General features: G+C 73.2%; 26 protein-coding genes and 1 pseudogene. 8 read left to right on the top strand and 19 right to left on the bottom strand.

The features are described 5' to 3' along the window. Window positions 1–13: 13 nt before the first annotated feature. Window positions 14–796: a DedA family protein gene (locus tag DKT68_RS29815; RefSeq protein WP_109820705.1), complete on the bottom strand. Its 783-nt coding sequence runs from the start codon at window positions 794–796 to the stop codon at window positions 14–16. Window positions 797–909: 113 nt separating this feature from the next. Here DKT68_RS29815 and DKT68_RS29810 point away from each other — a divergent pair, with 113 nt between their 5' ends. Beyond that, window positions 910–1,737, top strand: coding sequence for an MOSC domain-containing protein (locus DKT68_RS29810; RefSeq protein ID WP_236647137.1), 828 nt, complete (start codon window positions 910–912; stop codon window positions 1,735–1,737). Window positions 1,738–1,776: 39 nt separating this feature from the next. Here the strand turns inward: DKT68_RS29810 and DKT68_RS29805 are convergent, their stop codons facing one another. Continuing rightward, window positions 1,777–2,385, bottom strand: coding sequence for a TetR/AcrR family transcriptional regulator (locus DKT68_RS29805; RefSeq protein ID WP_109820704.1), 609 nt, complete (start codon window positions 2,383–2,385; stop codon window positions 1,777–1,779). A gap of 116 nt (window positions 2,386–2,501) precedes the next feature. Here DKT68_RS29805 and DKT68_RS29800 point away from each other — a divergent pair, with 116 nt between their 5' ends. Further along, window positions 2,502–3,368: an SDR family oxidoreductase gene (locus DKT68_RS29800; RefSeq protein WP_109820703.1), complete on the top strand. Its 867-nt coding sequence runs from the start codon at window positions 2,502–2,504 to the stop codon at window positions 3,366–3,368. A 24-nt stretch (window positions 3,369–3,392) separates the two neighbouring features. Here DKT68_RS29800 and DKT68_RS29795 read toward each other — a convergent pair whose 3' ends face one another. The 7 genes from DKT68_RS29795 to DKT68_RS29765 form a co-directional block, all read right to left on the bottom strand. Then, window positions 3,393–4,268: an alpha/beta fold hydrolase gene (locus tag DKT68_RS29795; protein ID WP_109820702.1), complete on the bottom strand. Its 876-nt coding sequence runs from the start codon at window positions 4,266–4,268 to the stop codon at window positions 3,393–3,395. Between the two features lie 93 nt (window positions 4,269–4,361). Beyond that, complete coding sequence (locus tag DKT68_RS29790) at window positions 4,362–4,994, bottom strand: histidine phosphatase family protein (protein ID WP_109820701.1); 633 nt, start codon at window positions 4,992–4,994, stop codon at window positions 4,362–4,364. Between the two features lie 33 nt (window positions 4,995–5,027). Next, the gene (locus DKT68_RS29785) at window positions 5,028–6,497 is read right to left on the bottom strand and encodes a serine/threonine-protein kinase (RefSeq protein ID WP_109820700.1); all 1,470 of its coding nucleotides are present in this window, start codon (window positions 6,495–6,497) and stop codon (window positions 5,028–5,030) included. Window positions 6,498–6,639: 142 nt separating this feature from the next. Further along, window positions 6,640–6,843 (bottom strand): hypothetical protein, encoded by a 204-nt coding sequence (locus DKT68_RS29780; RefSeq protein WP_236647136.1) that lies wholly within the window; start codon window positions 6,841–6,843, stop codon window positions 6,640–6,642. A 2-nt stretch (window positions 6,844–6,845) separates the two neighbouring features. Continuing rightward, the gene (locus DKT68_RS29775; RefSeq protein ID WP_236647135.1) at window positions 6,846–7,889 is read right to left on the bottom strand and encodes a LacI family DNA-binding transcriptional regulator; all 1,044 of its coding nucleotides are present in this window, start codon (window positions 7,887–7,889) and stop codon (window positions 6,846–6,848) included. 229 nt (window positions 7,890–8,118) lie between these two features. Further along, complete coding sequence (locus DKT68_RS29770; protein ID WP_407940808.1) at window positions 8,119–9,000, bottom strand: helix-turn-helix domain-containing protein; 882 nt, start codon at window positions 8,998–9,000, stop codon at window positions 8,119–8,121. 146 nt (window positions 9,001–9,146) lie between these two features. Further along, window positions 9,147–9,386 (bottom strand): DUF397 domain-containing protein, encoded by a 240-nt coding sequence (locus DKT68_RS29765; protein WP_109820697.1) that lies wholly within the window; start codon window positions 9,384–9,386, stop codon window positions 9,147–9,149. Between the two features lie 267 nt (window positions 9,387–9,653). Between DKT68_RS29765 and DKT68_RS29760 the strand changes: the two genes are divergently transcribed. Beyond that, window positions 9,654–10,304: a GGDEF domain-containing protein gene (locus DKT68_RS29760; protein WP_109820708.1), complete on the top strand. Its 651-nt coding sequence runs from the start codon at window positions 9,654–9,656 to the stop codon at window positions 10,302–10,304. 33 nt (window positions 10,305–10,337) lie between these two features. Here DKT68_RS29760 and DKT68_RS29755 read toward each other — a convergent pair whose 3' ends face one another. Both DKT68_RS29755 and DKT68_RS29750 read right to left on the bottom strand, forming a co-directional pair. Further along, the gene (locus tag DKT68_RS29755) at window positions 10,338–11,351 is read right to left on the bottom strand and encodes a phosphotransferase enzyme family protein (RefSeq protein WP_201749242.1); all 1,014 of its coding nucleotides are present in this window, start codon (window positions 11,349–11,351) and stop codon (window positions 10,338–10,340) included. Between the two features lie 94 nt (window positions 11,352–11,445). Then, window positions 11,446–11,766, bottom strand: coding sequence for an ArsR/SmtB family transcription factor (locus DKT68_RS29750; protein WP_109820696.1), 321 nt, complete (start codon window positions 11,764–11,766; stop codon window positions 11,446–11,448). A 153-nt stretch (window positions 11,767–11,919) separates the two neighbouring features. Here DKT68_RS29750 and DKT68_RS29745 point away from each other — a divergent pair, with 153 nt between their 5' ends. After that, entirely contained in the window at window positions 11,920–12,570 is a 651-nt protein-coding gene (locus tag DKT68_RS29745; protein ID WP_109820695.1) for a flavodoxin family protein, read from the top strand. A gap of 36 nt (window positions 12,571–12,606) precedes the next feature. Here the strand turns inward: DKT68_RS29745 and DKT68_RS29740 are convergent, their stop codons facing one another. After that, window positions 12,607–13,098, bottom strand: a complete 492-nt coding sequence (locus tag DKT68_RS29740) for a type II toxin-antitoxin system PemK/MazF family toxin (protein ID WP_109820694.1) — start codon at window positions 13,096–13,098, stop codon at window positions 12,607–12,609. Window positions 13,099–13,193: 95 nt separating this feature from the next. Between DKT68_RS29740 and DKT68_RS32485 the strand changes: the two genes are divergently transcribed. From DKT68_RS32485 to DKT68_RS29730, 3 genes are all read left to right on the top strand, one after another. Then, a complete protein-coding gene (locus DKT68_RS32485; RefSeq protein WP_269089880.1) occupies window positions 13,194–13,325 on the top strand; it encodes a hypothetical protein in 132 nt (43 codons plus the stop codon). Continuing rightward, window positions 13,318–13,833, top strand: a complete 516-nt coding sequence (locus tag DKT68_RS29735; RefSeq protein ID WP_109820693.1) for an NUDIX hydrolase — start codon at window positions 13,318–13,320, stop codon at window positions 13,831–13,833. Before DKT68_RS32485 ends, DKT68_RS29735 begins: the two co-directional genes overlap by 8 nt. 64 nt (window positions 13,834–13,897) lie before the next feature. After that, a complete protein-coding gene (locus DKT68_RS29730; RefSeq protein ID WP_109820692.1) occupies window positions 13,898–15,145 on the top strand; it encodes a hypothetical protein in 1,248 nt (415 codons plus the stop codon). Window positions 15,146–15,342: 197 nt separating this feature from the next. Here DKT68_RS29730 and DKT68_RS29725 read toward each other — a convergent pair whose 3' ends face one another. The 3 genes and pseudogenes from DKT68_RS29725 to DKT68_RS29720 form a co-directional block, all read right to left on the bottom strand. Further along, complete coding sequence (locus DKT68_RS29725; RefSeq protein ID WP_109820691.1) at window positions 15,343–15,534, bottom strand: DUF397 domain-containing protein; 192 nt, start codon at window positions 15,532–15,534, stop codon at window positions 15,343–15,345. Beyond that, window positions 15,525–15,626, bottom strand: a pseudogene (locus DKT68_RS30980) (XRE family transcriptional regulator); the annotation flags it as partial. The pseudogene DKT68_RS30980 and the gene DKT68_RS29725, both read right to left, overlap by 10 nt. Window positions 15,627–15,629: 3 nt before the next feature. Further along, window positions 15,630–15,854 carry a GntR family transcriptional regulator gene (locus tag DKT68_RS29720; protein WP_109820690.1) on the bottom strand — a complete coding sequence of 75 codons (225 nt, stop codon included), beginning with the start codon at window positions 15,852–15,854 and terminating at the stop codon, window positions 15,630–15,632. Between the two features lie 247 nt (window positions 15,855–16,101). On the opposite strand from DKT68_RS29720, the gene DKT68_RS29715 reads away from it, so the two are divergent. After that, entirely contained in the window at window positions 16,102–16,302 is a 201-nt protein-coding gene (locus DKT68_RS29715; RefSeq protein ID WP_109820689.1) for a hypothetical protein, read from the top strand. A 120-nt stretch (window positions 16,303–16,422) separates the two neighbouring features. Here DKT68_RS29715 and DKT68_RS29710 read toward each other — a convergent pair whose 3' ends face one another. From DKT68_RS29710 to DKT68_RS29695, 4 genes are all read right to left on the bottom strand, one after another. After that, window positions 16,423–21,933 carry a non-ribosomal peptide synthetase/MFS transporter gene (locus DKT68_RS29710; protein ID WP_109820688.1) on the bottom strand — a complete coding sequence of 1,837 codons (5,511 nt, stop codon included), beginning with the start codon at window positions 21,931–21,933 and terminating at the stop codon, window positions 16,423–16,425. Further along, window positions 21,930–25,046, bottom strand: a complete 3,117-nt coding sequence (locus DKT68_RS29705; RefSeq protein ID WP_109820687.1) for a non-ribosomal peptide synthetase — start codon at window positions 25,044–25,046, stop codon at window positions 21,930–21,932. The genes DKT68_RS29710 and DKT68_RS29705 overlap by 4 nt, the downstream gene beginning before the upstream one ends. A 124-nt stretch (window positions 25,047–25,170) precedes the next feature. Then, entirely contained in the window at window positions 25,171–25,359 is a 189-nt protein-coding gene (locus DKT68_RS29700) for an MbtH family protein (protein ID WP_109820686.1), read from the bottom strand. Next, window positions 25,359–26,312 carry a TauD/TfdA family dioxygenase gene (locus tag DKT68_RS29695; RefSeq protein WP_109820685.1) on the bottom strand — a complete coding sequence of 318 codons (954 nt, stop codon included), beginning with the start codon at window positions 26,310–26,312 and terminating at the stop codon, window positions 25,359–25,361. Before DKT68_RS29695 ends, DKT68_RS29700 begins: the two co-directional genes overlap by 1 nt. Window positions 26,313–26,331 lie beyond the last annotated feature (19 nt).

The raw sequence follows: 26,331 nt of genomic DNA, 5'->3' as shown, positions 1-26,331 counted from the left end.
CCCGGGTGCCGGGTCAGCGTTCGTCCGGGGCCCACGCGCCGCCCCGGTACAGGGTGCCGCGACCGCCCGGGTCGGGCATTCCGCGCTGTTCGAGGCCGGCGGGGTCGGTCGGTTCGGGGGTCTGCGCGGCGCGGCGGGCCCGCAGCACGCGGGACCCGACGAACCAGGCGACGGCTGCCACGCAGGCCACGATCACGACGTTTTGGAGTACGCCGACGTAACCCTCGACGAGGTGCCAGTTGTCGCCGAGCAGGTAGCCGGCGAGCACGAAGGTGGTGTTCCAGATCAGGCTGCCCAGCGTCGTGTACAGCAGGAACGTGCTCACCGGCATCCGTTCCACCCCGGCCGGGATGGAGATCAGGCTCCGGAAGATGGGGATCATCCGGCCGAAGAAGACCGCCTTCACGCCGTGCCGGAGGAACCACGCCTCGGTCCGGTCCACGTCGGTGAGCTTCACCAGTGGCAACCGGGCCACGATGGCGCGCATCCGGTCCCGGCCCAGCGACGCGCCGATCAGATAGAGCGCCAGCGCGCCCAGCACCGAGCCCAGCGTCGTCCAGAAGATCGCACCGATCAGGCTGATCCGGCCCTGCGCGGCGACGAACCCGGCCAGCGGCAGGATCACCTCGCTGGGGATGGGCGGGAACAGGTTCTCCAGCGCCACCGCCAGGCCGGCCCCCGGCCCGCCGAGCCGTTCCACCAGGTCGCTGACGTAGCCGACCATTCCATCCTGGGGTGGTTCGGCGGCAGCGGTGGGCGTTCCGGTGGCGAGCACCGCGTGGGACGTTCGAATCATGCCCCCACGCTACGAAGTGATCCTGAGAGTCGACCATCCGACCGGGCGGGTCGACCGCACCGGCGGGGGTGCGGAGGACCGCACCCCGCGATCGGCGCGGTTAGGGTGGCGGGGTGATCTCCGGACGGTTGGTGCGGCTGCGGCGCTATCCGGTGAAGTCGCTGCTGGGAGAACGGCTGCGGGCCGCCGAGGTGGGCGAGACGGGCGTGGCGGGTGACCGCTCGCTGGCCCTGCTGGATCAGGCCACCGGGCTGGTGGCCAGTGCCAAGCAACCCCACCGGTGGCGCGTGCTGCTCACCCTGCGGGCGGCCGGCGCGACGCCCGGCGTGCGGGTCACCCTTCCCGACGGCCGGCACCTGTCGACCGCGGATCCCGACGTCGACGCGGCGCTCTCCGCGGCGGTGGGCCGCCCGGTGACGCTGGTCGACGCCGTACCGCCCGACGCCGCGCTGCTGCGGTCCCACCCGGACGCGGTGCTCGCGGCCGGGTTGGCCGACGAGGTTCCGGCGGATGAGAGTCGGCTCGGGGCGGTCGTGCCCGGCACCTTCTTCGACTTCGCCCCGATCCACCTCGTCACCACCGGGACCCTGGACCGGATCGCCGCGGACCTGCCGCCCGGCGTCGGGACGGCGGAGCGTTACCGTCCCAACCTCGTGCTCGACACGTCCGGGGATGCCTTCGCCGAGAACGACTGGGTGGGCCGGGAGCTGCGCATCGGCTCGGACCTGGTGCTCTCCGTCCTCGCCCCGACGCCGCGCTGCGCGGTGCCGACGCTGGCGCACGGTCCGCTACCCCAGGAGACCGGGGCGCTGCGGGTGCCTGCCCGGCTGAACCGGGTCGAGCCGCTGCCGGGCCTGGGTGCGCAGCCGTGCGTCGGCGCGTACGCCCGGGTGGTCCGTGCCGGCCGGGCGGCGGAGGGCGATGTCGTCAGGGTCGGCTGATGCACGGACGGCGCTGGGGCGGCTCGACTCCCGGCTGGCCTACGGCTCGCGCGGTCGCAGGCCGCGCAGTGCCGTGTCGACCACCTGGTCGGCGTACGCGGAGTTCAGCGGGCCGGTGCGCTGAAGCCACCGGTTGAGGATCGGCCCGAACAGCATGTCGACGGCCACGTCGAGGTCGATGTCCTCGGCCAACTGCCCCGCGCGTTGGGCGGCGCGCAGCCGGTCCTTCTTCAGCTCCCGCATCGGCTCGTCCAACCGCTTCGCGTAGTCGGCGGCCAGGACGGGATCGTGGACGATCTCGGTGTGCAGGGCGCGCATGGGCTGGTCGTAACGCGGATCGTCCAGTTCGGCGACGGTGGCCCGCAGGACCACCTTCAGGTCGGCGGCCAGGTCGCCGGTGTCGGGCAGGGCACCGCTCTGCCCGTCCTCCCCCTCGGTGGTGAGGGCGAGGAAGGCGTCGAACAGCAGCGCGCCCTTCGACGGCCACCAGCGGTAGATCGTCTGTTTTCCGACGCCAGCCGCGGCGGCGATGCCCTCGATGCTGAGTTTCGCGTAGCCCACCTCGCCCACGAGGTCGAAGGCGGCGGCGAGGATGGCTCGCCGAGCCGCCTGGCTGCGGCGGCTGGAGTCCGGGGCGACCTTGGGCACGTCACCAACCTAGCAGAGAAGAGACGAGACGGTCCGTCTTGACAGGCGCCTCGGTGCGAGTAGGGTCATGCAGCAACGAGACGGCACGGTTCGTCTCGTACGACGGAAGGAACGTCATGGAAACCACCGGCACTGCCCCATCCCGGGTCTGGTTCATCACCGGCGCCAGCCGCGGCCTGGGTCGCGCCTTCACCGAGGCCGCGCTCGCCGCCGGTGACCAGGTCGTCGGCGCCGCCCGCGATGTCTCGCCGCTCGACGACCTCGCCGCCCGACACCCCGGCCGCCTGCTGGCACTGCGCCTCGACGTCACGGACCGCTCGGCCGTCTTCGAGGTTGTCGGTCAAGCCGTCGAGCACTTCGGTCGGCTCGACATCGTCGTGAACAACGCCGGGGCGCTCTCCGCCGGCATGGTGGAGGAGTTCACCGAGGCCGAGGCCCGGGCTCAACTGGACGTCAACTTCTTCGGCGCGCTCTGGGTCAGCCAGGCCGCCCTGCGGACGATGCGGGCTCAGGGCCGCGGACACATCGTGCAGGTCTCCAGCATCGGCGCGCTGGGCGGTTTTCCCAGCACCGGCCTCTACAGCGCCAGCAAGTTCGCGCTGGAGGGCATGAGCGAGGCGCTGGCCGCAGAGGCCGCCGCGTTCGGCGTGAAGGTCACCATCGTCCAGCCCGGTGGCTACTGGACGGACCTCTACGCCAGCAGTACGGCGACCACCCCGGATGCCGCCTACGACTCCCTGCGCGGGGAGCTGGAGAAGCAGTGGGCGGACGGGTCGATCGACAGCGAGCCACGGCTGGCCGCCGAGGCGCTGATGACGCTGGTCGCCAACGACGACCCGCCTCTGCGGCTCCTGCTGGGCAGCATGGTCTACGACCTCGCCTTCGACATCTCCCGGCGCCGCATGGACATCTGGGCCGGCTGGGAAGAGGTGAGTCGTCGCGCGGAGAAGGCCGTCCCGGCCCCGGACGCCGGGCTGACCTGACCGCTGCCCGACGAACAACGACGGTCAGCCGGCGTCCAGCACCTCGCGCAGTCTGGCCGCGAACTCCTCGGGCTTGCCCGCGTAACCGGACTCGCCGCCGAGGAATCCGCCGTGGTGGCTGGGGAACACCACGGCCTCCTGGCCGAGCAACGCCGCGCTGCCCAGGGCCGTACGCGCGGTGTACGTTCCGGCGGACTCCTCGCCGACCGCGACGACGATCCGCGTCGGTGCCGCGGTGAGCAGGTCCGCATCGGGTCGGTAGTCGGTGATGGCCCACGAGTTCTTCGACAGCAGCGGATCGTCGCGGGTGCCGTCGTCCTCGGTGGACATGCCGAACATCGCCGGGTCGGGCGCGGGCTGGGCGAAGTAGGCATCGGTGAACTCGCCCTGCCAGGACGTCATCGCGATGAACGCCGCCATGCCCGCGCCCGTGCCCTTCGCGTGGTACGCGTCGGAGAAGCCGGCCCGGGCGCGCTCGGCGGCGGTGGCGTCGGGGAGCACCGCGTTGATCGGCGGCTCGTGCGCCACCAGCGTGCCGACGTCGCCGGGGTGGGTGGCGACGAGTTCGAGTGCGGTCACCGCACCGCCGCTGCTGCCGAACACGTCGACCGGACCGGTGCCCAGCGCCTCGATCAGCAGGTGCAGATCGGCCGCCTGCTGCTGTGGCGTGTGGTCGGACCGGCCGTCCTTGCGGATGCTGCGGCCCAGGCCGCGCGGGTCGTAGGTGACGACCGTGCGGTCCTCGAAGTGTGGGGCGAGCGCGTCGAAGCCCTCCGCCGTCATCGGCTGCCCGATCATGAGCAGCGCGGGGCGCCCGCCGGACGGGGGCAGCGGGCCGCGGACGTCGTAGACCAGGTCGACGCCGGGTAGGGCGAGGGTGTGCGTCTGCGTTGTCGTCATCCCGGTGACACTACGGTTGCCGGCAACGGATCGGGGTGCGCTGTGTGTGCGGGTCGCAGCCAGCGATCCGGCGGCAGGCAGAGCTGCGGCCCTTCACGAACGAGCGGTGTCACCGAAGCGCCGTAGGGTCCAGCGGACCGGCGGCCAGCGGGCCGTGTCCTCCCCCGTGGTCCATTCGGTGATCGAGGCGGGGGCCACGTCCAGGTCGAACGCCCGATGAAGCGGCTGAGCGGCGAGCGCGTGGAATGCGCTCTCGACCGTCTCGGTGTGTCCGACGAGGATCACCGTGCCGCCCTGGTGCCGGTGCGCGATCTCCGTGATCGCGCGGCTGACCCGGACGACCAGCTCGGCCCAGCTCTCGTTGCCGTTCTGGAACGGCCGGAACAAGCCCCCACCCTCCGCGGCGTGGTCGGCCCGGAAGCGGGTGGTCGGCATCCCGTCGGCGTACGGGGGCGTGTGCCAGGTGCACAGGCCGCAGTCGGCCACGGGGCGGACGCCGAACGCCGCGGCGATCGGTTGCGCGGTCTCGACGGCCCGGCGCAGCACCGACGAGTACACCGCCACGGGCGGGTCGGCGGCGCAGTCGCTGGCGAGCCGTCGAGCGAGGTGGCGTGCCTGATCCCGGCCCAGCTCGGTCAGACCTCGGCAACCGTGCGGGCCGCCCACGATCCCGGTGATCTGGTGGACCGACTCGCCATGACGCACGAAGACCAGCCGTGTCCGCATCGGCCCATCATGCCAGTGACGCTGACGGATACGTCAGTCGTCGTCGCGGCCGGTGGAGAAGCCGCTGGCCTGGTTGAGGAGGGCGTCGAGCTGGGCGCCCGTCCGGGCTGGCAGCCGGTCCCGGTCCACCAACTCGCCGATGCGTTCCCGCAGGTCGGCGATGCGCCTGTCGCGGTCCTTGGACCGCCGGTTCAGGTCGGCCAGGTCGTCGCGCAGGTCCTCGGCGGTCTTCCGGTCGATCTCGCCACGGGCCTGCGCCTGGGCGAGCACCGCCGCGAACTCGGCGCTGACCTCTCGCAGGCTGATCGGCATCTGCTGGCCCACGGTCGACGGCACGGCGCTGCTGGCCGGCGGAGGGGAGGTCGGTGCCGCCGGGCTCGGCGACTGCGTGGTGGGTGAGGGCGCCGGGGCGGTGGTGGTCGCCGGCGGGCCGGCGACCTGTGGCGAGCCGGGCGAGTCGAGGTTCTGGGAGAGCAGCGCGCCGACACCGATCAGCGCGGCGAGGGCGGCCGCGGTCAGCACCGCGAGGGGTCGTCGTGACCGGCGGCGCGGTGCTGCGGCAACCGGAGCGGCGTGGGGGCGGGCCGCCGAGCGGTCGATCAGGGTGGGCGGGTGCGCCGAGAGGGCTGACGGCGGGACGCGCAGCATCTCGGTGGGCGGCTCGACGGGCTGGCCGGCACCGAATCGGGTGGCCAGCCGCGCGGCGGTCGGCCGGCGGGCCGGGTCGGCGGCCAGGCAGGCGACGGTCAGCTCGGCGATGTCGGCCGGCAGGCCGGGCACCCGCAGCGGAGGCACCGGGGTGCCGCGCCGGTGCACCTCCAGCGCGTCCTCCCAGCTCTGCACGGGCAGCGGGGCCTGCCCGGTGAGGGTGCGGTAGAGCAGCGCGCCGAGGGCGTACACGTCGCTGGCCGGGTCCGGTGGGCCGGCGGCCAGCCGTTCCGGGGCGAAGTAGGCCGGCGTGCCCATCAGCGGCTCACCGGCCTGACCACCGAGCGGGTGGTGTGGGCCGCCGAGCGCGGCGATGCCGAAGTCCAGAACCTTGGCGCCGGTGTCGGTGAGCATGACGTTGCCCGGTTTGACGTCGCGGTGGATCACGCCGATCCGGTGGGCGGCGGCCAGCGCCGCGGCGATCTGCCCGGCCACCCGTACCGCCTCCGGCCACGGCAGCGGCCCGGCACGCAGCCGGTCGGCCAGGTTGTGCCCCTCGACCAGCTCCATCACCAGGTACGGCACCACGGCGCCGCCGGGCAGGGTCGCCTCGGCGTAGTCGTACACCTGGGTCACGTGCGGGTGGGTGAGCCGGGCGGCCGCGCGGGCCTCGCGCTGGATGGTGGCGCGCAACTGCGGGTCGGCGGCGAGCTGCCCGGCGAGGACCTTGACCGCGACCGGCCGACCGAGCACCTCGTCGTCGGCCCGCCACACCTCGGACATGCCGCCGAGGCCGATCCGCTCGTGCAGTACGTAGCGGTCGTGGAGACGGAGAGTGGGAATGAACGGCGACATGGCTTCACCAGTCTGCCTGGCCGCGTCGCGCTCGACCACCCAGCGTGCCCGGTCCCGACCCTTTCCTCCCGGGCGTACCGAAATTGCCGGTGGTGTGGGCCGGCTGCCGGGACGGCGGCGGCCGGCCCGGCGCGGTACTGGGCTACGAGCAGCGGGGCTGGGTGGGCAGCGGTCGCGGCTGGATCCGGTCGGCGAGCCGGCGCAGGGCGCTGGCGGTGGCCCGCCGGGTCGGCGCGAGCAGCGCCGGGCGGACTCGCTCGACCTGGACCGGAGCGTTGGGTCGGGCCGAGTTGACGTGTCGGTTCATCGCGTCGAGGGCGGTGAGGTAGCCGGTCGGGTGTTCCATGGTCAACTCCTCGGGGCAGGTCCGGTGGAGGCCCGGACGACGAGTGCGGTGGGCAGCAGCACGTGACCGGCCGCCGGGTCCGCGGGTGGGTCGAGCAGCAGTTCGGCGGCGATCCGGCCCTTCTCCTCGGCCGGTTGCCGGACGGTGGTGAGGCCGGCGGCGGCGGCCTCGGGAACGTCGTCGAAGCCGGTCACCGAGACCGGGGGGCGGTCGCCGGCCGGCCGCTCGGCCAGGGCGTCCAGCACGCCGAGGGCGAGCACGTCGGAGCCGGCCAGCACGGCGGTCGGCGGCGCGGGCCGGTCGAACAGCCCGGCGACGGCGGCCGCGGCGGCCTGCCGGCTGTTGCCCGGGGCGTTGAGCAGCGTCAGCTCGGCCCAGTCGACGCCGACCTCGGCGAACGCGTCGGCGAACCCGGCGAGCCGGCCGTGGGTGGTCGGGTGCGGCACCTGGTCGACCCCGGACAGGGTGAGCGGGCCGGCCGGCGCGTCGAGCAGCACGGAGTCGGCGAGCAGGGCCACCCGGCGGTGACCGAGGCCGGCGACGTGCGCGGCGACGCTGTGCGCCGCGGCCCGCTCGTCGATGCCAACGAACCGCTCGTCGGGGCCGGCGTCGTCGCGGGGGGCCGTGCTGACGAACGGCAGCCCGCGTTGCCGGATCACGTCCAACGCCCACTCCTCGTCCGCGACGCAGTAGACGCAGAACCCGTCGACCGCGGCGTTCTCCACCGCCCGCCGGGCGTCGGTCTGGGCCGGCGGCAGCGGCACCAGCAGCATGCTGGTGCCGTGCCGCTCGGTTGCCGCGCCGACCCCGGCGAGGAAGCGGACCGCGAACGGGTCGGTGAAGGCGTACGACAGCTGCGAGGTGAACAGCACCCCGATCGAGCCGACGAAGCCGCGGCGCAGGGATCGGGCGGTGGGGTTGGGGCCGGGGTAGCCGAGCTGCCGGGCGGCGTCCAGGATCCGCTCGCGCAGCGCGGCGGAGAGCTGGTCGGGGCGGCTGTAGGCGTTGGACACGGTGCTGCGGGAGACGCCGACGGCGTCTGCCACGGCCTGCAGTGTGGGCTTCACCGGCACCTCTCTGTATCGATCCAGTCTGTATCGATACAGAGATTAGCCGGACCGGTTGGCGTCCGTCAATACGGTGCACCGGGCGGTCCCTCGGGAACGTCGACGAGTGGCGGGACGAACGACAGGTGACTGCCGGACGGCAGCGCGCCCAGCAGCCGCCGCAGCGGCTAGTGCGGCCCCAGGGGGAACGCACCACAGTGGCGGACGGTCACGCCGGGTAGAGCTCGTCCAGAAGCTGGTTGAGGATCTCCGGGGTGCGCTCCGGCGGTTCGGCCTCGACGCAGAGCCGTTCCATGGCGACCGCGTAATAGTCCAGGTCGTCGCGCTTGTCCAGGTAGATGGCGCTGGTGAGCTGTTCGATGTAGACGATGTCGGGCAGTTCCTGGTCACCGAAGCGCAGGATGGTGAAGGCCCCGCCGGCGGCCGCGTGGCCACCGGCCGCGAACGGGATGACCTGGAGCCGGACGTTCGGTGACTTGGTCGCCTCGATGAGCGCGGTGAGCTGGCCGCGCATCACCTCGGCGCCACCGATCGGACGGCGCAGCGCCGCCTCGTCGACCACGGCCCAGAGCTGCGGCGGGTGTTCCCGGTGGAGCAACTGCTGGCGCTGCATCCGCAGGGCCACCCGCCGGTCGATCTCGAGCGGACCGGCCGCGCCGTGCCCGAGCAGCACGACCGCTCGGGCGTACTCCCGGGTCTGCAACAGGCCGGGGACGAACTGCACCTCGTAGCTGCGGATCAACGCCGCGGCCGCCTCCAGGCCCAGGTAGGACTGGAACCAGGTGGGCAGGACGTCGCCGTAGCGGTGCCACCAGCCGGGGCTGTTGGCGTCCCGGGCGAGTTTGAGCAGCGCCTCGCGCTCCTGCTCGTCGGTGACGCCGTAGAGGGTCAGCAGGTCCGCCACGTCGCGTTCCTTGAAGCCGACCCGGCCCAGCTCCATCCGGCTGATCTTGGACTCGGACGCCCGGATCTCCCAGCCGGCGCCCTCCCGGGTCACGCCGCTGGACTCCCGCAACCGGCGCAGTTGGGCACCGAGCAGGATGCGCAGCACGGTCGGCCCGGATGTCGGGCCGCCCTCAGCGGGAACCATCGTCACCTGCGGACCTCCGGATACCGACCCACGCGGTCGGGCACCCCGGCCCGGCCGACGTGTAAGCATGCCATGGACCGACAGTGAGCTGTACTCCTCCGGACCGGTGAATCAGTCCCGTACGCGGGATCGTCCCTGGGGGACGCTCAGTTGATCAGATGGTCGAAGTCGCCGTCGCGCGCGCCGAGGACGAAGGCGGCGATCTCGTCCACCGTGTAGATCAGGGCCGGCCCCTCGGGATGTCGGGAGTTGCGAACCGCGATGCCGGCTCCACCGGGCAGTTCGGCGAGTTCGACGCAGTTGCCGCTGGGGTTGCTGCGGCGACTCTTCTGCCAGCTCAGCGGTGGTAGCTGGTGGATCGGAACGCCATTCGGTGGCTTCTGCATGTGGGCGTCTTTCTGCTCACGGGCCCGCCGGTGGCCGTGGGAGGAGCGGTGACGGCGAGGGGTGCGGTATCGACATCGGACGGTGCTGCACGTGCATCTGCTATTGCATCTGCACCGGACGGCGAGCATGATAACGCACAAGATCGGTGCCTATCCGTTCACGTTGAGTGACCCTGGCACGGGCATCGATCAGGGGAAACGGGGCCCGGGCGGCGAACGCGCCGTGTCGGCCGAAGGCTGGAGGCGGTCGCGGCGATGGGAGGGTTCGTGCCGGATCCGATGGTTGTCGCCTCCGGCATCTGCGCTGCGGGCGCGCTGCTCTCCTCCTGGCAACTACGGCGACGGGCGTTGCGCGCCGAGGCCGAGATCGAGCATCTCCAGGCCGAGCTCGCCGCCGAACGGCACGCCGCGAGCCACGACCCGCTCACCGGGCTGCCCAACCGGCGCGCCTTCTACCGCCTCGCGGCCACCCTGCTCACCGACGCGGCCGGCCAGCCGTTGATCGCCGTCGTGCTCGACCTGGACGACTTCAAGCAGATCAACGACCGGTACGGGCACGCCGCCGGCGACCAGGTGCTGATCAGCGTGGCCGAGCGGCTGGCCGGGTTCGCCGGGGACAACCTCGTCGCCCGCCTCGGTGGAGACGAGTTCGCCGGGCTGCTCGCCAGCCCGACCCTCGACCGCCGCTGGATCGAGCACGCCACCCGCCGGCTCAGCGAGACCGTCGCCGCCCCGATCCGGCTGGCTGCGGGCAGCGTCCAGGTGACCGCGTCCGTGGGGCTCGCCCCGGTGACCGGCCCGGCCCAGCTCACCGACGCGCTCAGCCGAGCCGACGCGGCCATGTACCAGGCGAAGAGCCTCGGCGGCGCCCGGTCGCCCCGCCAGCTCGTCGACAGCGTCCACCTGGCCGAGTGCTGACCGAAGCCGGCTGCGGTCGCGTGCCGGCCGCGCTCATCCCGGCGGGTCGAGGTCGCGCAGCGCCGCGTCGGCGAGGGTGACCAGGCCGACCGGCGACACCAGTCCCCGGACGATCCGGAGGGCGAACGCCCGGTCGGCCACGCTGGCGTCGGGATCCAACGCCTGGCGGGTCCAGTCGGACAGATCGTCGAGCGCGCGGACCGCGAGGAACCAGGCGAGCCGCACCGGGTCGATGTCGACCCGCCCGTAGCCGGCGAGGGCCGTCTTCTCCTGCTCGGCGGTGATCGGCGCGAAGGCGAGCACCCCACCGACGACGAACATCAGGTCGCACTCGGGCGGGGCGAGCACCGCGTCGTCCCAGTCGATAAGCCAGACCTGCCCGTCGGTGCCGAGCAGCACGTTGCCGAGGTGCGGGTCACCGTGGCACACCACCACCGGGCCGGGTCGGTCGGCGACGTGACGCTCGACCCCGCGCACCAGTGTGGACACGCGGTCGGCCGCCGCGGCCCAGACGGCCGCCAGCTCGGCGACCAGCGGACCGGCGGCGTCGGCCGGGTCCGGGTCGCGCAGCCGCTCGGCTGCCGCGCGGGTCGCGGCCACGATCCGGGGGTACGCCGCGCCGCCGGGCGGCAGCAGCCGCGCCAACTCCTCGGTCACCGGCACCGCGTGCACCGCGGCCAGCACCTCGCCGTACGCGCGCCAGTGCGCGTCGGTCATCGGGCCGTCGAGCGCCCGCCGGTCGGAGACCCACGGCACCACCGAGAGGCGACGGCCGGCGTGGTCGGCGTACAGCCGCCCGTCGCGGGTCGGCAGCGGCGCGGGAACGCCCGGCACCCCCTGCCCGGCGAGGTGCGCCGTCACGACCAGCCCCGCCGGAGTGCCGCCGCCGCTGAGCTTCACCGCGTACCCGGCGCCGTCGGCGGTCCTCGCCTGCCACAACCGGGCGTGCTGGTCGGCCCCGTGGGTCACCTCGTCCATGCTGGTCAGGTCGAGGCCGAAGTCCGCGCGGACCCGGCCGACCACCTGACGCGACACATCCTCGATCACTCGCACACCATGCCACCGGGTGAGCCTCCCGACCCACCCGATTAACCGGTCGCGGCCCCGGGCGCCGCCGTCCGCGACGCTCGGGCCGGCCGGGTCAGCGCAGGTCTCGCACGTGGTCGTCCGAGGTGTCGTAGCGGTCGTCCCAGAGCCGGCGGTACTGCTCGACCCACTCGGCCAGCGTTCGCAGCGGGGCCGGGTCGAGCCGGCAGCGCCGCCACTGGGCCTCGCGGGTCCGCACGATCAGCCCGGCGCGCTCCAGCACGTTGAGGTGCTTGGAGATCGCCTGAACGCTGATCGGGAACGGCTCCGCCACCTCGTTGACGGTCGCCTCGCCGGTCGCCAGCCGGGCCAGGATGGCCCGACGGGTCGGATCGGCCAGAGCGGCGAACACGGTGCTGACCGGATCTGTTGTCATGTGTCGCTCTCAACCATCCAGCTTATAAGCCGATCGGTTGAATATATAGGTCACGGCTATTACGTCAACGCCCCTCCCGCGTCTCGTGGTTCGCGCCCGGTGCCGGGGGTATGGGGTGACGGTCATCCCGATCGACGGCCGAGAGGAACCGACGTGGTGAAGCTCCGCGCCCTGGTGCTCAACTGCACCCTCAAGCCGTCGCCGGCACCGTCCAGCTCCGACCAGCTCGGGCGGGAGGTGCTCGCCGAGCTGGGCAGGCAGGGGGTGGACGGCGAGCTGGTCCGGGTGGTCGACCACGACGTGCGGTTCGGGGTGTCGACCGACGAGGGCGGCGGGGACGGTTGGCCGGCCATCCGGGCCAAGCTGCTGCCGGCCCAGATCCTCATCCTCGCGACGCCGATCTGGCTGGGCCAACCGTCGAGCGTCTGCAAGATGGTCCTCGAGCGCCTCGACGCCGAACTCTCCGAGACCGACGCCGAGGGTCGGCTGCTCACCTACGGCAAGGTGGCCGGTGTCGCGGTCGTCGGCAACGAGGACGGCGCCCACCACACCATCGGCCAGGTGCAGCAGGCACTCAACGAGGTCGGGTTCACCTGCCCGGCCGCCGGTGCGACCTACTGGGTCGGCGAGGCACTGCACAAGGTGGACTACCGCGACGCCGGCCCGAAGACCGACACCACCGGCCGCACCACGACGGCGTTGGCGCTCAACAGCGCACACCTGGCCCGCCTGCTCGCCGACCGGCCGTACCCGCCGCCGGACGCGCAGGGCGCCGCTGTCGGTCCCAGCCGCGAGCCGGCCTGACGGGCCGTCCCGCCACCGGCTCCGACGAGGGTACGGTCAGCGCCAGCCGTAGCCGGCGCGCAGGGCCTGCCCGACCCGGTCGAACCGGGGCCGGTCCAGCACGGCGCCCTCGCGGCGGATGCTGTCCTCGCGCATCGTGAGCACCCGGTCCAGACGGACCCAGCTCGGCCGGTTGTCCCGGTCCCAGTCGCCCGGCCCGAGCGCGAACCAGTGCCGCTGCCCGTCCCGCTCGCTCTGGCTGGACAGCATCAGACCGAACAGCGTCCGGCTGTGCCGTCCGATGACCAGCACCGGCCGGTCCTTGCCCTGCCGGGGGTCATCCTCGTACGGCACCCAGGTCCAGACGATTTCCCCCGGGTCGGCCTGGCCGTCCCGCTCCGGGGCGTAGGTCAACTCGCGCCGCTGCAGCGCGCTCACCTGGCGACGGCGGGCCACCTGCGCCGGGGCCGGCCCGGTACGCCGGGGCGACGGGATCACCGCGCCCACACGGGAGATGCGCGCCGCCACGTTCCTCAACAGACCAGCCACGGCGGGCAGCCTACCGGGCCCCGCGCCGGTCTCCGGAGCGGGCGGCGCTGGGGCAGACTGGTGCCCGGCATCGGTACGAGGCGGAGGTGCTCGCGGTGACCATCGAGGTGCGTACCAGCACGTTGCCCGGCACGGCGACGGCGCTCGGTTCCGCCGGGGCGTACACCCTGGTGGTCTCGGACGCCGGCGGCGGGCTCGGCGCCGGCGTGCCGGGAACCGATGGTTGAGCTGCCGCGCGACCTGCCGATCCTTGAGCGACGTGCGGTGCGGATCGTGGTCCGCGACGCCACCGACCGGGTGCTGCTGTTCCACACACAGGACCCCGACCATCCGCGGCTCGGCACCTGGTGGGAGCTGCCCGGCGGTGGAATGGACGCCGGCGAGACGTACCGGGACACGGCCGTGCGCGAGCTGCGCGAGGAGACCGGCATCGTGATCACCGTCGACCAGGTCGGCGCGCCGACCTGGCGGCGGCGGGCCAGCTTCGTGCACCGGCAGTTGCGCCACGTCCAGGACGAGGTGGTCGTCGCGGTACGGCTGGACGGCCCCGGTCCGGACGTGGACGAGACGCACCGCCTCGACTACGAGCGGGAGGACTACTTCGGCTTTCGGTGGTGGCCGCTGCCCGAGGTGGTGGCCAGTTCGGCCCGCTTCTATCCGGGACGACTCCCCCGGCTGATCACGCCCTTCCTGGCCGGCGAGGAGATCGACGAGCCGTTCGAGCTGTTCTCGTGACCGAGGTGCAGTTGGCCGACTCGGCTCCCATGCCCCGGAGCGGCGGTTGGGGCAGAGTGGAGGAATGACGAGCGACCTGCACGGCCCGCTGTCCCGGTACGCCGACCGCCTGCACGCCGGGATCGGCCCCGAGCACCACGTCGCCTCCCCGCTCGGCGCATGGCTGCTGCTCGCGCTCTGCGCCACGACCGCGACCGACCGTGCGGACAACGCGGCAGCCGAGGGGCTTGCGGAGGCTCTCGGCACCGACCTGTCCAGCGCCGTCAAGGTCGCCCGCGCGCTGCTGGACGCCCCGCATCCGCTGGTCGCGTCCGCCACCGCGCTCTGGCACCGGCCGGGTCAGGGCGACGGCGGGCCGTCCGGCTGGCGGAGGGCACTGCCCGCGACGACCGAGGTCGGTCCACTGCCCGACCAGGCCGGATTGGACGCCTGGGCCCGGGAGCACACCCTCGGCCTGATCGAGACGTTCCCGCTGCGGGTCAGGCCGGAGGTGGTGCTGGCCCTGGCCAGCGCGCTGGCCACCCGGATCTCCTGGGCGGACCCGTTCGAGGTCGCCGACGCCGGGGCGCTCGGCGCCGGCAGCGCCTGGGCGGGCCGGCTGCGCCGGGTGTTGCGCAGCCCACGCCGGGGCCACCGCTGCGACATCGTGCGGACCGAGCGGGCCGGTGACGTGATCGTGCACGCCGCGCCCGCCCAGGCGACCGACGGCGCGGGGCTGGTGGTCCTCTCGGTGGCCGCCGCGCCGCACGTGCCGCCGGCCGAGGTGCTGGCCGCCGCGTACCAGCTCAGCGCCGGCGCGGCCGACGGCGCGGAGCCGGCCGGTCGGCGCTCGCTGTTCGACCTGCCGCTCGGCGAGACTCCCCTGTGGACGCTTTGGGAGGAACGGGTACGGACCCGGGCCCGCGACGGCCGCGAGGAGCGGCACACGGCGTTGCTCCCCTGCTGGTCGGCCCGCAGCGAGCACGACCTGGGCGCCCCCGCTCTGGGCTTCCCGGCGGCGTCGGCGACGCTGGCGACGGCGCTGGCCCTGCCGGTGCAGGACTTCGAGGCGCGGCAGGCGGCGATGGCCCGGTTCGGCCGGTACGGCTTCGAGGCGGCCGCGGTGACCGGCATGTTCGAGCTGACCAGCATGCCGCCGGAGGGCCTGGCCCGCACCGCCGAGCTGCGCTTCGGCAACCCGTACGCGGTGGTCGCGGTCACCACCGACAAGCGGGCCGACGGCGCGACCGGCCCGTGGCACGGGGTTCCGGTCTTCTCCGGCTGGGTCGCCGAGCCCGAGGAGCTACCGGAGGCCGACGCGGTCGACCGGTGAGCAAGACCGGCTGACGTGTGCATGGCGCGACGGGCTCACCGAACCGGGCCCGCACCTCATCCAGGCCGTGGCCCCACCCGTCGCCTGACCTTGCGTCCCGACCACGCCCTTCGTGCCAGGCCCGCACCACGTCCGCTGTCCGAACACTGGCTCAGTGCTGCCCGGAGGAAGGGGCGCTTCGGGTACGCCCGGTGCGGTTACGGCCGCTGGGCGAGCTGGGTGACGAAGGCACGCCAGGCCGTCGGGCCGAAGACGAGGGTGCCACCGTCGCGGTTCTTCGTGTCACGGATCAGGATGACGCCGGGAAGATTGTCCGCGACCTCCACGCAGTCGCCGCCGTTGCCGCCGCTTTTCGTGCTCTTGCGCCACCGCGCGCCGGTCATGTCCATGAGGCTGCCGCTTCTTTCAGGAGGTCCAGGGACCGCCCGCGGGACAGGGGCGCGCCCCGAATGCGTTCCCACCGTCGCTTCAGGATAGCGACACGCTAACCAGGTTCGGCGACGAAGACACCCTGACCCTGTTGCCCGTAGATGAGATTGCGGGCGTGCAACTCCTTGACAGCGCGATAAGCCGTCGATCGAGCCACGTTGTACAGCTCGCCGATCTCGGAGACCGAGGGCAGTTGCTGGCCCGACGCGTACTCGCCAGATCTGATCTTGGCCTCGATGTCGTCGGCTACCCGCCGGTAGTGCGGTGGTCTGGTCGGCATGATCGGCTCTCCTGGACTTCAGCGGAGATCATGTTTCCAGCCCGGGCCTGATCAGGACAAGCCGACAACACCGTCGAGTGGTCACAGTGAGAACTTGACTACAGTGAGACAGTGGATACAGTGAGACAGCGACCGGATGACTCCTGGACTTCAGCACTCCGACATTCCGGTCCTTCCACGCTGGAGGCACGACGCATGGACTGTGCCCCAGGGTGGGCTCCTCGTGGCCTCGTGAAAGGTGCCGACCATGCCGATCGATGAGCCGGTGTCCACCGCGACCGAATTCTTCGTAGCGAAGCAGGTCCTGGACGCGCACTGGTCCAGGGCGCTCGACGAGCCTTGGCGAGTTGGCGGATGCCTGGAATGCCACGGCGGCAAGGACTGCCCGCAGCTTGATTGGGCGCTCGGCCTCATGGCGGAGGTCGCATCGGTCATGTTGCAGAAGTAGTGACGGTGTTGCCGACGGCACGACCTTGGACACGGCGACGGGGCAACAACGACCCCGCACACGCGTACGGCTGCGGGGCCGCCGCGGCGCCGATGTGACACCACGGCGGCCCCACCCGGGTCACACCCCGACCGGCACCCGCTCCTCCTCGCGCTGCGCGGCGCGGGCCGCCAGCCGACGTTCCCGCTCCTGCGCGCCGATCAGGTCGTCGGGCAGCGAGTCCGGCACCTCCAGGTCGAAGCGGCGCAGCAGCCGGATCGCGAAGCCGCCCAGGGTGATCAGGGTCAGCGCCGCGCCGAAGCAGACGTACGCGAAGCCGATGCCCCGGCCCGGACCGGTGCCGATCACCGCGCCCACCGACCCGGCGAGTGCCCCGTCCGGGGCGAGCAGCGGCTCGAACAGGTTGGTGGCCGCCGGGGCGAGCAGCGCGAAGCCGATCGGCAGCGTCGACCAGGAGATGGTCTGGTTGAGGCTGAACACCCGGCCGTGGAAGCGCTGCGGCACCTTCACCTGGACGATGGTGGCGTAGATGGACTGCGCGGTGGTCATCGACATGGCCAGCCAGAAGGCCCCAACGCAGATCATCGCGACGGACGCGTCCAGACCGACCAGGACGCAGCCGAGCGCCGTGCCGAGGTTACCGATCAGCACGCCGATCATGCGGCGGTGCCGGGGCCCGCCCCAGAGCGACATGAGTACGCCACCGGCCACCGCGCCGACCGCCTCGGCGAGAGCGACCTGGGCGACCTGCGTGGCGTTGCCGAAGGAGAGCACCAGCGGGGTGGTGAGCACCAGCGCGGGGGCCAGGAAGATGTTGCCCAGCGCGAAGTAGCCCAGCATCAGGCGGAAGCCACGGTGCTGCCACGAGTAGCGCAGGCCGTTGGCGATCGCCACGAGCAGCCGCTCCTTGGGCCGCCAGCCGAGCAGGTCGGGGAAGCGGACCAGAGACAGGGTCACCACCGCGACCAGGTAGCTGACCACGTCGAGCAGCAGGATGCCCTTGAGGTCGATGGCGGCCAGCAGGCCGGCGGCGAAGACCGGCATCAGCAGCATGGCGAAACCGTTGGAGAGCTGCGTGATGCCCATCGCGTGCCCCAGGTAGCGCTTGGGCACGAGTTGCGGCACGGCCGACTGGAACGCGATCCGCTGGAACGACCCGGCCACCTGACTCAGCGCCACCAGGGCGTAGATGTGCCAGAGCACCAGGTTGTCCGTCCAGAGCAGCGCGGCCAGGATCAGCTGGATCGAGCCGGCGCTGCAACTGGCGACCATCATGATCTTGCGGCGGCTGACCCGGTCGGTGATCGCGCCCGCGATCGGCAGCATCAGCACGCCGCAGACCAGCGCCAGGGCCCAGAGCAGGCCCAGGTTGGCCACCGAGCCGGTGCGGGTGAACAGCCAGATCGGCAGCGCGAACGCGGTCAGGGCCGAGCCCGTGGTGGAGACCATCTGCCCGGCGGTGACCGCCACGAACCGGGCCATGCTCGGCCGGACGACCGGCTGCTCCGGGCCGGTGACGGCGTCGACGCCCCTGGTGTCGGCCACCGCCCAGCCGGCGTCCTCACCGCGTGCCTGCGGGGTCAGCGCGCCGACGTCCCCGGCGAGGAGCGCCGGGTGCGCCCGGGTGACGATCTCGGCCAGCTCCTCGGCCCGGTACTTGAGGAAGAAGTGCCCGGCCTGGTCGAGGACGACCAGCGCCAGCCGGTCGCTGAGGAACTGCCACTCGGCGTACCGCTCGGTGTGGTAGTCGGTGACCGGGTCCTCCGAGCCGACCACCGAGATGATCGGGGCGCGCAGCTTGACCGCGCGTCGGTCGAGCAGGTCGGTGAAGTACTCCTCCGAGGCTCGGGAGTCGGCCCGCATGTTGCTGATGATCCGGTCGGCCTGCTCCGGGTCCAGTTCGTCGGTGTCCACCCCCATCGACTTGAGCCAGCTCGCGTAGTGCCTGTTGCTGCGCAGCTTCTCCAGGCGGGTACGCAACGCCGCGAAGAGCCCCTTCGGGCGGGCGAAGGGGAACATCGCGCCGATGTAGAGCGCGGTCAGCTCCCGGCCTGCGGCCTCCACCTTGCGGGCCACCTCGGCGACGATCGCGCTGCCGACGCCGCAGTGCCCGTAGAGGGCGAGCGGGCCCTCGACGCGCTCCAGGATCTCCTCGGCGACGCGGGTGGTCAGCTCGTCGAAGGGCAGCGCGTCCTCGGTGAGCCCCACGTCGTGCCCGGGGATCGCCAGGGACCAGAGCGCGTGCCCGGCCGGCAGCGCGTCCGCGAGGGGCTGATAGACGATCGCGCTGCCGCCCCCATACGGCACGCAGACGTACGTGATGACCCGCTGCGCCGCCGGGATCGGCCTGGTCAGCTCGTAGAGCAACCGGCGCGGCCCGTCTCCCTCACCGCCCCCGGACATGAAGGTGGCCAGGTCGCGGATGGTCCGCTGCTGGAACAGGTCCATGACGCCGACCGCCCGGCCGCCGTGCTCGGCCTTGCGGATCCGGGCGACGACCTGCGTGGCGAGCATCGAGTGCCCACCCAGGTCGAAGAAGTCGTCGTCGATGCCGAGGGTGTCCACCCCGAGCACCTCGGACCAGATGCCGGCGAGCAGTCGCTCGGTGTCGTCGCGCGGCTCGACCAGGGCCACCGACGCGGCGCGGGTGACCACCGGCGCGGGCAGCGCCGTGCGGTCCAGCTTGCCGTTCGGGGTCAGTGGCAGCGCGTCCAGGGTGACGAACGCGGCCGGCACCATGTACTCGGGCAGGGTCTCCTTCAGCGCCGCCTTGACCGCGTCGTGCTCGGCCGCGCCGACCAGGTATCCGGTGAGCCGCTTGTCGCCGGGGGTGTCCTCGCGGACCAGCACCACCGCCTCGGTCACGCCTGGCTGGGCGCGCAACGCGCTCTCGATCTCCCCCAGCTCGATGCGCAGTCCGCGCAGCTTGACCTGGTGGTCGATCCGGCCGAGGAACTCCAGCACCCCACCGGCTGCCGCACCGGGCGCCGTGCGCCAGCGGGCCAGGTCGCCGGTGCGGTACAGCCGCGCGCCCGGCTCTGCGGCGAACGGGTCCGGCACGAACCGCTCGGCGGTCTGCGCCGGCCGGCGGTGGTAGCCGCGCGCCAACCCGACCCCGCCGATGTGCAGCTCCCCGGCGACGCCGACCGGGCACGGGTTGCCCCGGGCGTCCAGCACGTGCAGCCGCAGGTTGCTGATCGGCGCGCCGATCGGCACGCTGGTCAGCTCGCCGAGCAGCCCCGGGTCACACTCCCAGGCGCTGACGTCGATCGCCGCCTCCGTCGGGCCGTACAGGTTGTGCAGCCCGCAGCCGGGCAGCCGGGCGGTGAAGTCGCGGGCCGCCGCGACCGGCAGCTCCTCGCCCGAGCAGATCACGCGGCGCAGCGCGGTCGCGGCCCCGACGCCGTCCTCGGCGAGGAAGACCGTGAGCATCGACGGTACGAAGTGGGCGGTGGTGACCCGCTCGGCGATCAGCAGGTCGCGCAGGTAGCCGGCGTCCTTGTGACCGCCCGGCTCGGCCAGCACCAGCCGGGCGCCCTCGCGCAGCGGCCAGAAGAACTCCCAGACCGAGACGTCGAAGCTGGCCGGAGTCTTCTGCAACACCGCGTCGTCGGCGCCGAGTCGGTAGGTGCGCTGCATCCAGCCGAGGCGGTTGACGATGCCCCGGTGGGTGTTCGGCACGCCCTTGGGCCGGCCGGTGGAGCCGGAGGTGTAGATGACGTACGCCAGGTTGGCCGGGCCGGCCGTCGGCGTGGGGTCGGTCGCCGGCTGGTCGGCCCAGACCGACTCGTCGTCCAGGACGAGCACGCTCGCGTCGGTCGCCGGCAGCACGTCGCGCAGGTGCTCCTGCACCAGCACCACCGGCGCGGCCGCGTCGGTGACCATGAAGGCCAACCGGTCCGCCGGATACTCCGGGTCCAGCGGCAGGTAGGCGCCGCCAGCCTTGAGGACGCCCAGCAGGCCGGCGACCAGCTCCACCGAGCGTTCCGCGCAGACACCGACCAGGGTCTCCGGACCCACCCCGGCGCCGCGCAGCCGGTGCGCCACCCGGTTCGCCGCCGCGTTCAGCTCGGCGTACGTCACCGAGCGGCCGGCGAACCGAAGGGCCACCGCGTCCGGCGTACGGGCCGCGCGCTCCTCGATCGGGGCGTGCAGGGTCTGCTGCCGGGGAAAGCCGCCGGTGGTGTCGTTCCACCCGGCCAGCAGCTCCCGTTCGGCGGGGGCGAGCAGGTCCAGCGCGGAGACCGGCAGGTCCGGCGCGGCGACCACGGCGCGCAGCAGGGTCGTCAGCCGGTGCGCCATCCGCTCGACGGTGGCCCGGGTGAACAGGTCGGTGTTGAAGACCAGCTTTCCCCAGAGCCCGTCACCGGTCTCGACGGCGTGCAGCTCGAAGTCGAAGCGGGTCGCGCGCAGCTCCATCGGATGCCACTCGAACCCCACCCCGGCCTCGTCCGCGACCCCGGCGAACCGGCCCATCTCGTAGTTCTGCAACACGAACATCGCCTGGAACACCGGTGAGCGGCTGACGTCGCGGGGCAGCCCCAGCTCGTGCACCACCCGGGCGAACGGCACCTCGGCGTGCTCCAACCCGTCCAGCACCGCACGCCTGGTCCGCTCCAGCAGCTCGCTGAAGGTCGGGTCGCCGGCCAGCTCGGCACGCAGCGGCAGCATGTTGACGAACATGCCGACCACGTTCTCCAGCTCCGGAGCGGACCGGCCGGCCACCGACGCGCCGACCGCGAAGTCGACCTGCCCGGCGTGCCGGGCGAGGAACACCTGGTACGCGGCGAGCAGCGTCATGAACAGCGTGCCGCCGTACGAGCGGGTCAGCGCGGCCAGCCCCTCGGTGGCTGCCGCGTTCAGGGTGAACTCGACGAAGTCCCCACGGTAGGTCTGGGTGGCCGGCCGCGGCAGGTCCAGCGGCAACTCCAGCGGGGTGATCCCGGCCAGCCGCCCCTTCCACCAGTCCAGGTGCCGGCGGGCGGTCGGCCCGGCCAGCTCCTCCGCCTCCCAGACCGCGAAGTCGCCATACTGCACCGGCAGAGCGGGCAGCTCCCCGTCGCGGTAGCGGGTGATCAGGTCGCGCAGCAGCACGTCCACCGACCAGCCGTCGCCGACGATGTGGTGCTGGCCGAGGAAGAGCACGTGCTCGGTCGGCGCCAGCCGGATCAGCAGGGCGCGCAGCAGCGGCCCGTCGGCCAGGTCGAACGGCTCGGCCGCCGCCGCGTCGACCAGCGCCTGCGCGGCGGCCTCGTCGGCGGCGTCGACCACCGTCAACGGCACCTCGACCGCGTCGTCGAGCACCACGGTGGGCCGACCGTCGGAGTCGGCCGGGAACCGGGTGCGCAGCGACTCGTGCCGCCCGGTCAGGTCGGCCAACGCGCGGCGCAGCGCCGCGACATCGAGCGGGCCGCGCACCCGCAGCGGCACCGCGATGTGGTACGCCGCCTCCCCGGGAGCGAGCTGGTCCATGAACCAGACCCGCTCCTGGGCGTACGACAGCGGCACCTCGGCGTCCGGCGGGCGGGGAGTGATCCGCGCGGCGGGCGTGCCGCTCGACCGGCGGCGCAGCCGTTGGGCGATCAGCGCCTGCCGGGCGGCGTCGCGGGCCGGGTCCTTCACGTCGGTCATGACGGTGTGTCCTTCTCCGCCGCGAGCAGCGCGGCGACCTCGGTTTCGGAGAGCTCGTCGAGTTCGGCGGCGATCCGCTGTTCGATCTGGGCGGCCAGGTCGGCCACCACGGGGCTGCTGAACAGCGCCCGCATCGGCAACTCCACGTCCACCTCGGCGCGGATCCGGGCCATCGCCCGCATGCCCCGCAGCGAGTTGCCGCCCAGGGCGAAGAAGTCGTCGAGCGCGCCGACCTTCTCCAACTGGAGGATCTCGGCGTACACCTCGGCGACCAGGGCCTCGGCGTCGGTGCGCGGGGCCACGAAGCCGTCGGAGGTGGAGGCGTCCGGCGCCGGCAGCGCGGCGGTGTCCAGCTTGCCGTTCGGGGTCAGCGGCAACGCCTCCAACCGGACGAACGCGCTCGGCACCAGGTGCGCGGGCAGGTCGAGAGCCAGGTCGGCGGCGAGCGCCGCCTCGTCGGCCGGGCCGACCACGTAGCCGACCAGCGTCGGCTCGCCGGTGTCGGCGCGGACCACCACCGCCGCCTCGTCCACGTCCGGACGGGCGCGCAGCACCGACTCGATCTCGCCCAGCTCGATCCGCATGCCCCGAACCTTGACCTGGTTGTCCCGGCGGCCCAGGTACTCCAGCGTCCCGTCGGCCCGCCAGCGGGCCAGGTCACCGGTGCGGTACATGCGCTCCCCCGCCGGGCCGTACGGGCAGGGCAGGAAGCGCTCGGCGGTGAGCGCCGGCCGGCGCAGGTAGCCGCGGGCGAGTTGCGACCCGGCGACGTACAGCTCGCCGACCACGCCCGGCGGCACCGGGTGCAGCGCGGCGTCGAGCAGATGGACCCGGGTGGTCCAGGTGGGCTGGCCGATCGGCACCGGCCCCGCGGGCACCGGCTGCCCGGGGGCGATCCGGGCCGCGACACAGCCCACGGTCGCCTCGGTCGGGCCGTACTCGTTGATCACGGCGACCTCGGGGTGCGCCGCCCGCCAGCCGGCCAGCTGCTCGCCGGTCAGCGCCTCGCCGCCGATCACCAGGTCCGTGGTGGGCGACAGCGCGTCGTCGAGCAGCGGCAGGTGACTCGGGGTGACCTTGAGGAAGGTCGGCGGCCCGCCGGCGCGCGCGGCCGGCGTGTCGATGCCGGCCAACCGCACCGCGCCACCCGTGGTGAGCGGGCCGAGCAGCCCGGTCACCGTCAGGTCGAACGAGACCGGCGAGTGCAGCAGCGCGGTGCCGGCCAGCCCGGGGTAGGTGTCCCGGGCCCAGGCCAGGTAGGCGTTGACCGCGCGGTGCTCGACCAGCACGCCCTTGGGCCGGCCGGTGGAGCCGGAGGTGTAGAGCAGGTACGCCGGGTGCTCCGGGCGCAACGGCGCCCGCCGGTCGTCGTCGGTGAGGTCGGCGGCGTCCAGGTCGGCGGCGGTCGTCGGGCCGAGCACCAGCGCGTCGGCCGGGGCCAGCGCGGCCGTCGGCGGGGTGGCCAGCACCAGCGCCGGCTCCGCGTCGGCCAGCAGGTAGCCGATCCGGTTCGCGGGGTAGCCGGTGTCGACCGGCAGGTACGCCGCGCCGGCCTTGAGCACCGCGAGGACGGCCACCACCAGCTCCACCGAGCGGGGCAGCAGCAGCGCGACCCGGGTCTCCGGGCCGGCGCCGCGCTCGACCAGCAGCCGGGCCAGCCGGTTGGCGCGGGCGGCCAACTCGGCGTAGCTCAGCTCCTCCCCGTCGCAGACCAGCGCGACCGCGGCCGGGGTGGCGGCGGCCTGCCGCTCCACCTCGGCGACCAGGGTGGTCGGGGCCACCTCGCCGCCCGAGCCGGTCCAGGTGAGCAGCAGATCGCGTTCGGCGTCGTCGAGCAGGGGCAGGGCGGACAGCCGCGTCCCCGGCTCGGCGACGGCTGCCGTGAGCAGCCGCAGGTAGCGGGCGACGATCGACTCGGCGGTGGCCCGGTCGAACAGGTCGGTGCGGTAGACCAGCCGGCTGGTGTCGCCGGTGATGTCGAAGGCCAGGTCGTCCTTGGTGGTGCCCAGCGGCACCGGGTCCAGGCCCGAGTCGGGGATGAAGTTCAGCGCGGTCTGGAACACCGGCTGCACCGACGGGTCACGGTGCGGGGCGACGGCCTCGACGATCCGCTGGAACGGGGTCTGCCCGTGCTCCATCGCGTCCACCAGGCCGGTACGGACCCGGCCGAGCAGGTCGGTGACGCTCGGATCGTCGCTCAGATCGCAGCGCAGCGCGACCGGGTTGACGAACATGCCGATCAGCGGCGTCAGCTCGGCGGTGTCCCGGCCGGCGGTCGAGACGCCCACCACCACCTCCGGGTCACCGGAGACCCGGGACAGCAGGGCGGCGAACGCGGCCAGCAGCACCATGTACGGGGTGGCCGAGGCGCCGGCGGCCAGCTCGCCGACCCGGTCCAGCAGCCCGTCGGGCAGGTCGAAGCGCACCTCGTCGCCGGCGAAGCCGAGCTGGGCGGGGCGCGGCCGGTCCAGCGGCAGGCCCGTCACCGCCGGCGCGCCGGCCAGCTGGTCACGCCAGAAGGCGAGCTGCCGGTCCAGCTCGGCCCCGCTGAGCTGGTCGCGCTGCCAGACGGCAAAGTCCGCGTACTGGATGGGCAGCTCGGGCACCTCGGCGGGCGCGCCGGTCAGCGCGGCCCGGGCGAACGCGGCCATTTCGGCGTCGAACAGCACCGCCGAGTGGCTGTCGAAGACCGCGTGGTGCACCACGAACTGCAACCGCAGCCGGCCGTCGCCGAACCGGGCCAGCCGGGCCCGCCACGGTGGCGGCGCGTCCAGCGGGATCGGAGTGCGGGCCAGCTCGGCCAGCGTCGCGGCGTAGCGGGCCTCCTGCTCGTCGGCGGGCAGGCCGGTCAGGTCCAGCTCCGGCAGCTCGAGCGGCTCGGGTGCGCGGACCACCTGCACCAGCGCACCGTCGACCATCCGCAGGTGCGTGCGGAGCGACTCGTGCCGGGCGACCACCTGGCCGAGCACCTCGGCGACCTGGGCGGCCGTGACGCCGGCCGGGACGTGCCGCGGCGCGGAGACGTTGAAGACCGGCGAGCCGGGATCGAACTGGTTGGCCGTCCACACCCGCTCCTGGGCGAAGGAGGCCGGGAAGGTCCACTCCCTGGTCATCGTTGCTGCCCTCCGCTCGCGACCGCGGGGCTCCGCTCCGCCGCACTCCTCGCGCTCACGCCACCGCTTCGCGGCGGCGCAAGCGCCCCGCTGCTGTGCCTGCTGGTTCGCTCGCTACGCTCGCTCACTGGCTCGCCTCGCGGACCGAACGGGGACGCATGTCGGTCCAGACGGTGTCGACGTGCGCCAGGCACTCCTCGCGGGTGCCGGCGAACCCGGCGTCGTGCCACCCCGCCGGGAGCTCCCGCTCGGCCGACCAGATGGAGTACTGCTCCTCGTCGTTGCGCACGACCAGGAATCGGGGTTCGGCCATCACTGTGCTCCATCGGTGTCGGGGGTGTGCGGTTCGGCCATCGCGACCGCGATCCTGCGGGGGCCGGTGAACGGCTCACGGCCGTGCGCGGCGGTCATGTTGTCCACCACCAGCACGTCGTCGCGCTGGTAGTCGAAGCGGACGCTGGCGGCCCGGTAGGCGGCGCGCAGGTGGTCCATGACGTCGGCGGGGATCTCGCCGCCGTCGCCGTAGTAGGTGTTCGACGGCAGCCCGTCAGCCCCGAACATCGCCAGCAGGCCCTCCTGGAGGTCCTTCGCCAGGCTGCTCACGTGGAAGAACGTGGCGTGGTTGAACCAGCGGGGCGTGTCCGAGCCGGGCCGGTGGTGCACGGCGTCGCGGACCGCCCGCGTACGCAGCCCGTCGCGGCCCACCCACTCCAGGCTGATCCGGTTCGCCGCCGCGTACGCCTCGACCTCGGCCCGGTCGTCGGTGCCGAACACGTGCTGCCAGGTGGTGCCGAAGTCCTCGTGGAAGTTGCGCATCAGCATCCAGCGGCGGCGGACGAACTCCTCGCGTACCGCCGGGTCGATCTCCCGGTAGACCTGACGGACGTCGGCCAGCGGGGTGGCACCCAGTGTCAACGGCGCCGTGATGCAGTAGAAGAACAGCGTCAACGGCCAGCGCGCCTGGTACGAGTTCTCGTTGTGCAGGAAGATCTCCTCGTCCGGCGGGTAGTCGGTCGAGGTGTACACCCGGCCCTTGATGGCGTGCCGCGGTGAGGACCGCTCGGTGTAGGTCAGCGGCTCACCGGACAGCGCCCGGACCACCTGGTCGAAGCCGTCCACCCCGCCCACGTCGAAGCCGCGGAACAGCAGGCCGCCCTGCTCGGCGAGGGTTGCCCGCAACTCGGCGCGGCGCTCGGTGATCAGTTCGGTCAGCGCCCGGCCGTCGGATTCGACGACCACGGGCAGCGTGGCGATCGTGTCGCTCATGGCTCTCTACTCCTGATTT

Origin of the sequence: Micromonospora acroterricola, from assembly GCF_003172955.1 — a bacterium.
GTDB lineage: Bacteria > Actinomycetota > Actinomycetes > Mycobacteriales > Micromonosporaceae > Micromonospora > Micromonospora acroterricola.
This window is presented reverse-complemented; position numbering and strand designations above follow the sequence as displayed.

What these genes read in the sequence shown, in the direction of transcription:
- DKT68_RS29790 (WP_109820701.1), bottom strand. Translation starts at nt 4,994, where the DNA reads ATGCGGACACGGCTGGTCTTCGTGCGTCATGGCGAGTCGGTCCACCAG.
- DKT68_RS29795 (WP_109820702.1), bottom strand. Translation starts at nt 4,268, where the DNA reads ATGACGACAACGCAGACGCACACCCTCGCCCTACCCGGCGTCGACCTG.
- DKT68_RS29705 (WP_109820687.1), bottom strand. Translation starts at nt 25,046, where the DNA reads ATGACCAGGGAGTGGACCTTCCCGGCCTCCTTCGCCCAGGAGCGGGTG.
- DKT68_RS29720 (WP_109820690.1), bottom strand. Translation starts at nt 15,854, where the DNA reads ATGCCGACCAGACCACCGCACTACCGGCGGGTAGCCGACGACATCGAG.
- DKT68_RS29750 (WP_109820696.1), bottom strand. Translation starts at nt 11,766, where the DNA reads ATGACAACAGATCCGGTCAGCACCGTGTTCGCCGCTCTGGCCGATCCG.
- DKT68_RS29715 (WP_109820689.1), top strand. Translation starts at nt 16,102, where the DNA reads ATGCCGATCGATGAGCCGGTGTCCACCGCGACCGAATTCTTCGTAGCG.
- DKT68_RS29710 (WP_109820688.1), bottom strand. Translation starts at nt 21,933, where the DNA reads ATGACCGACGTGAAGGACCCGGCCCGCGACGCCGCCCGGCAGGCGCTG.
- DKT68_RS29730 (WP_109820692.1), top strand. Translation starts at nt 13,898, where the DNA reads ATGACGAGCGACCTGCACGGCCCGCTGTCCCGGTACGCCGACCGCCTG.
- DKT68_RS29765 (WP_109820697.1), bottom strand. Translation starts at nt 9,386, where the DNA reads ATGCAGAAGCCACCGAATGGCGTTCCGATCCACCAGCTACCACCGCTG.
- DKT68_RS29700 (WP_109820686.1), bottom strand. Translation starts at nt 25,359, where the DNA reads ATGGCCGAACCCCGATTCCTGGTCGTGCGCAACGACGAGGAGCAGTAC.
- DKT68_RS29800 (WP_109820703.1), top strand. Translation starts at nt 2,502, where the DNA reads ATGGAAACCACCGGCACTGCCCCATCCCGGGTCTGGTTCATCACCGGC.
- DKT68_RS29815 (WP_109820705.1), bottom strand. Translation starts at nt 796, where the DNA reads ATGATTCGAACGTCCCACGCGGTGCTCGCCACCGGAACGCCCACCGCT.
- DKT68_RS29770 (WP_407940808.1), bottom strand. Translation starts at nt 9,000, where the DNA reads ATGGTTCCCGCTGAGGGCGGCCCGACATCCGGGCCGACCGTGCTGCGC.
- DKT68_RS29780 (WP_236647136.1), bottom strand. Translation starts at nt 6,843, where the DNA reads ATGGAACACCCGACCGGCTACCTCACCGCCCTCGACGCGATGAACCGA.
- DKT68_RS29725 (WP_109820691.1), bottom strand. Translation starts at nt 15,534, where the DNA reads ATGGACATGACCGGCGCGCGGTGGCGCAAGAGCACGAAAAGCGGCGGC.
- DKT68_RS29785 (WP_109820700.1), bottom strand. Translation starts at nt 6,497, where the DNA reads ATGTCGCCGTTCATTCCCACTCTCCGTCTCCACGACCGCTACGTACTG.
- DKT68_RS29695 (WP_109820685.1), bottom strand. Translation starts at nt 26,312, where the DNA reads ATGAGCGACACGATCGCCACGCTGCCCGTGGTCGTCGAATCCGACGGC.
- DKT68_RS29735 (WP_109820693.1), top strand. Translation starts at nt 13,318, where the DNA reads ATGGTTGAGCTGCCGCGCGACCTGCCGATCCTTGAGCGACGTGCGGTG.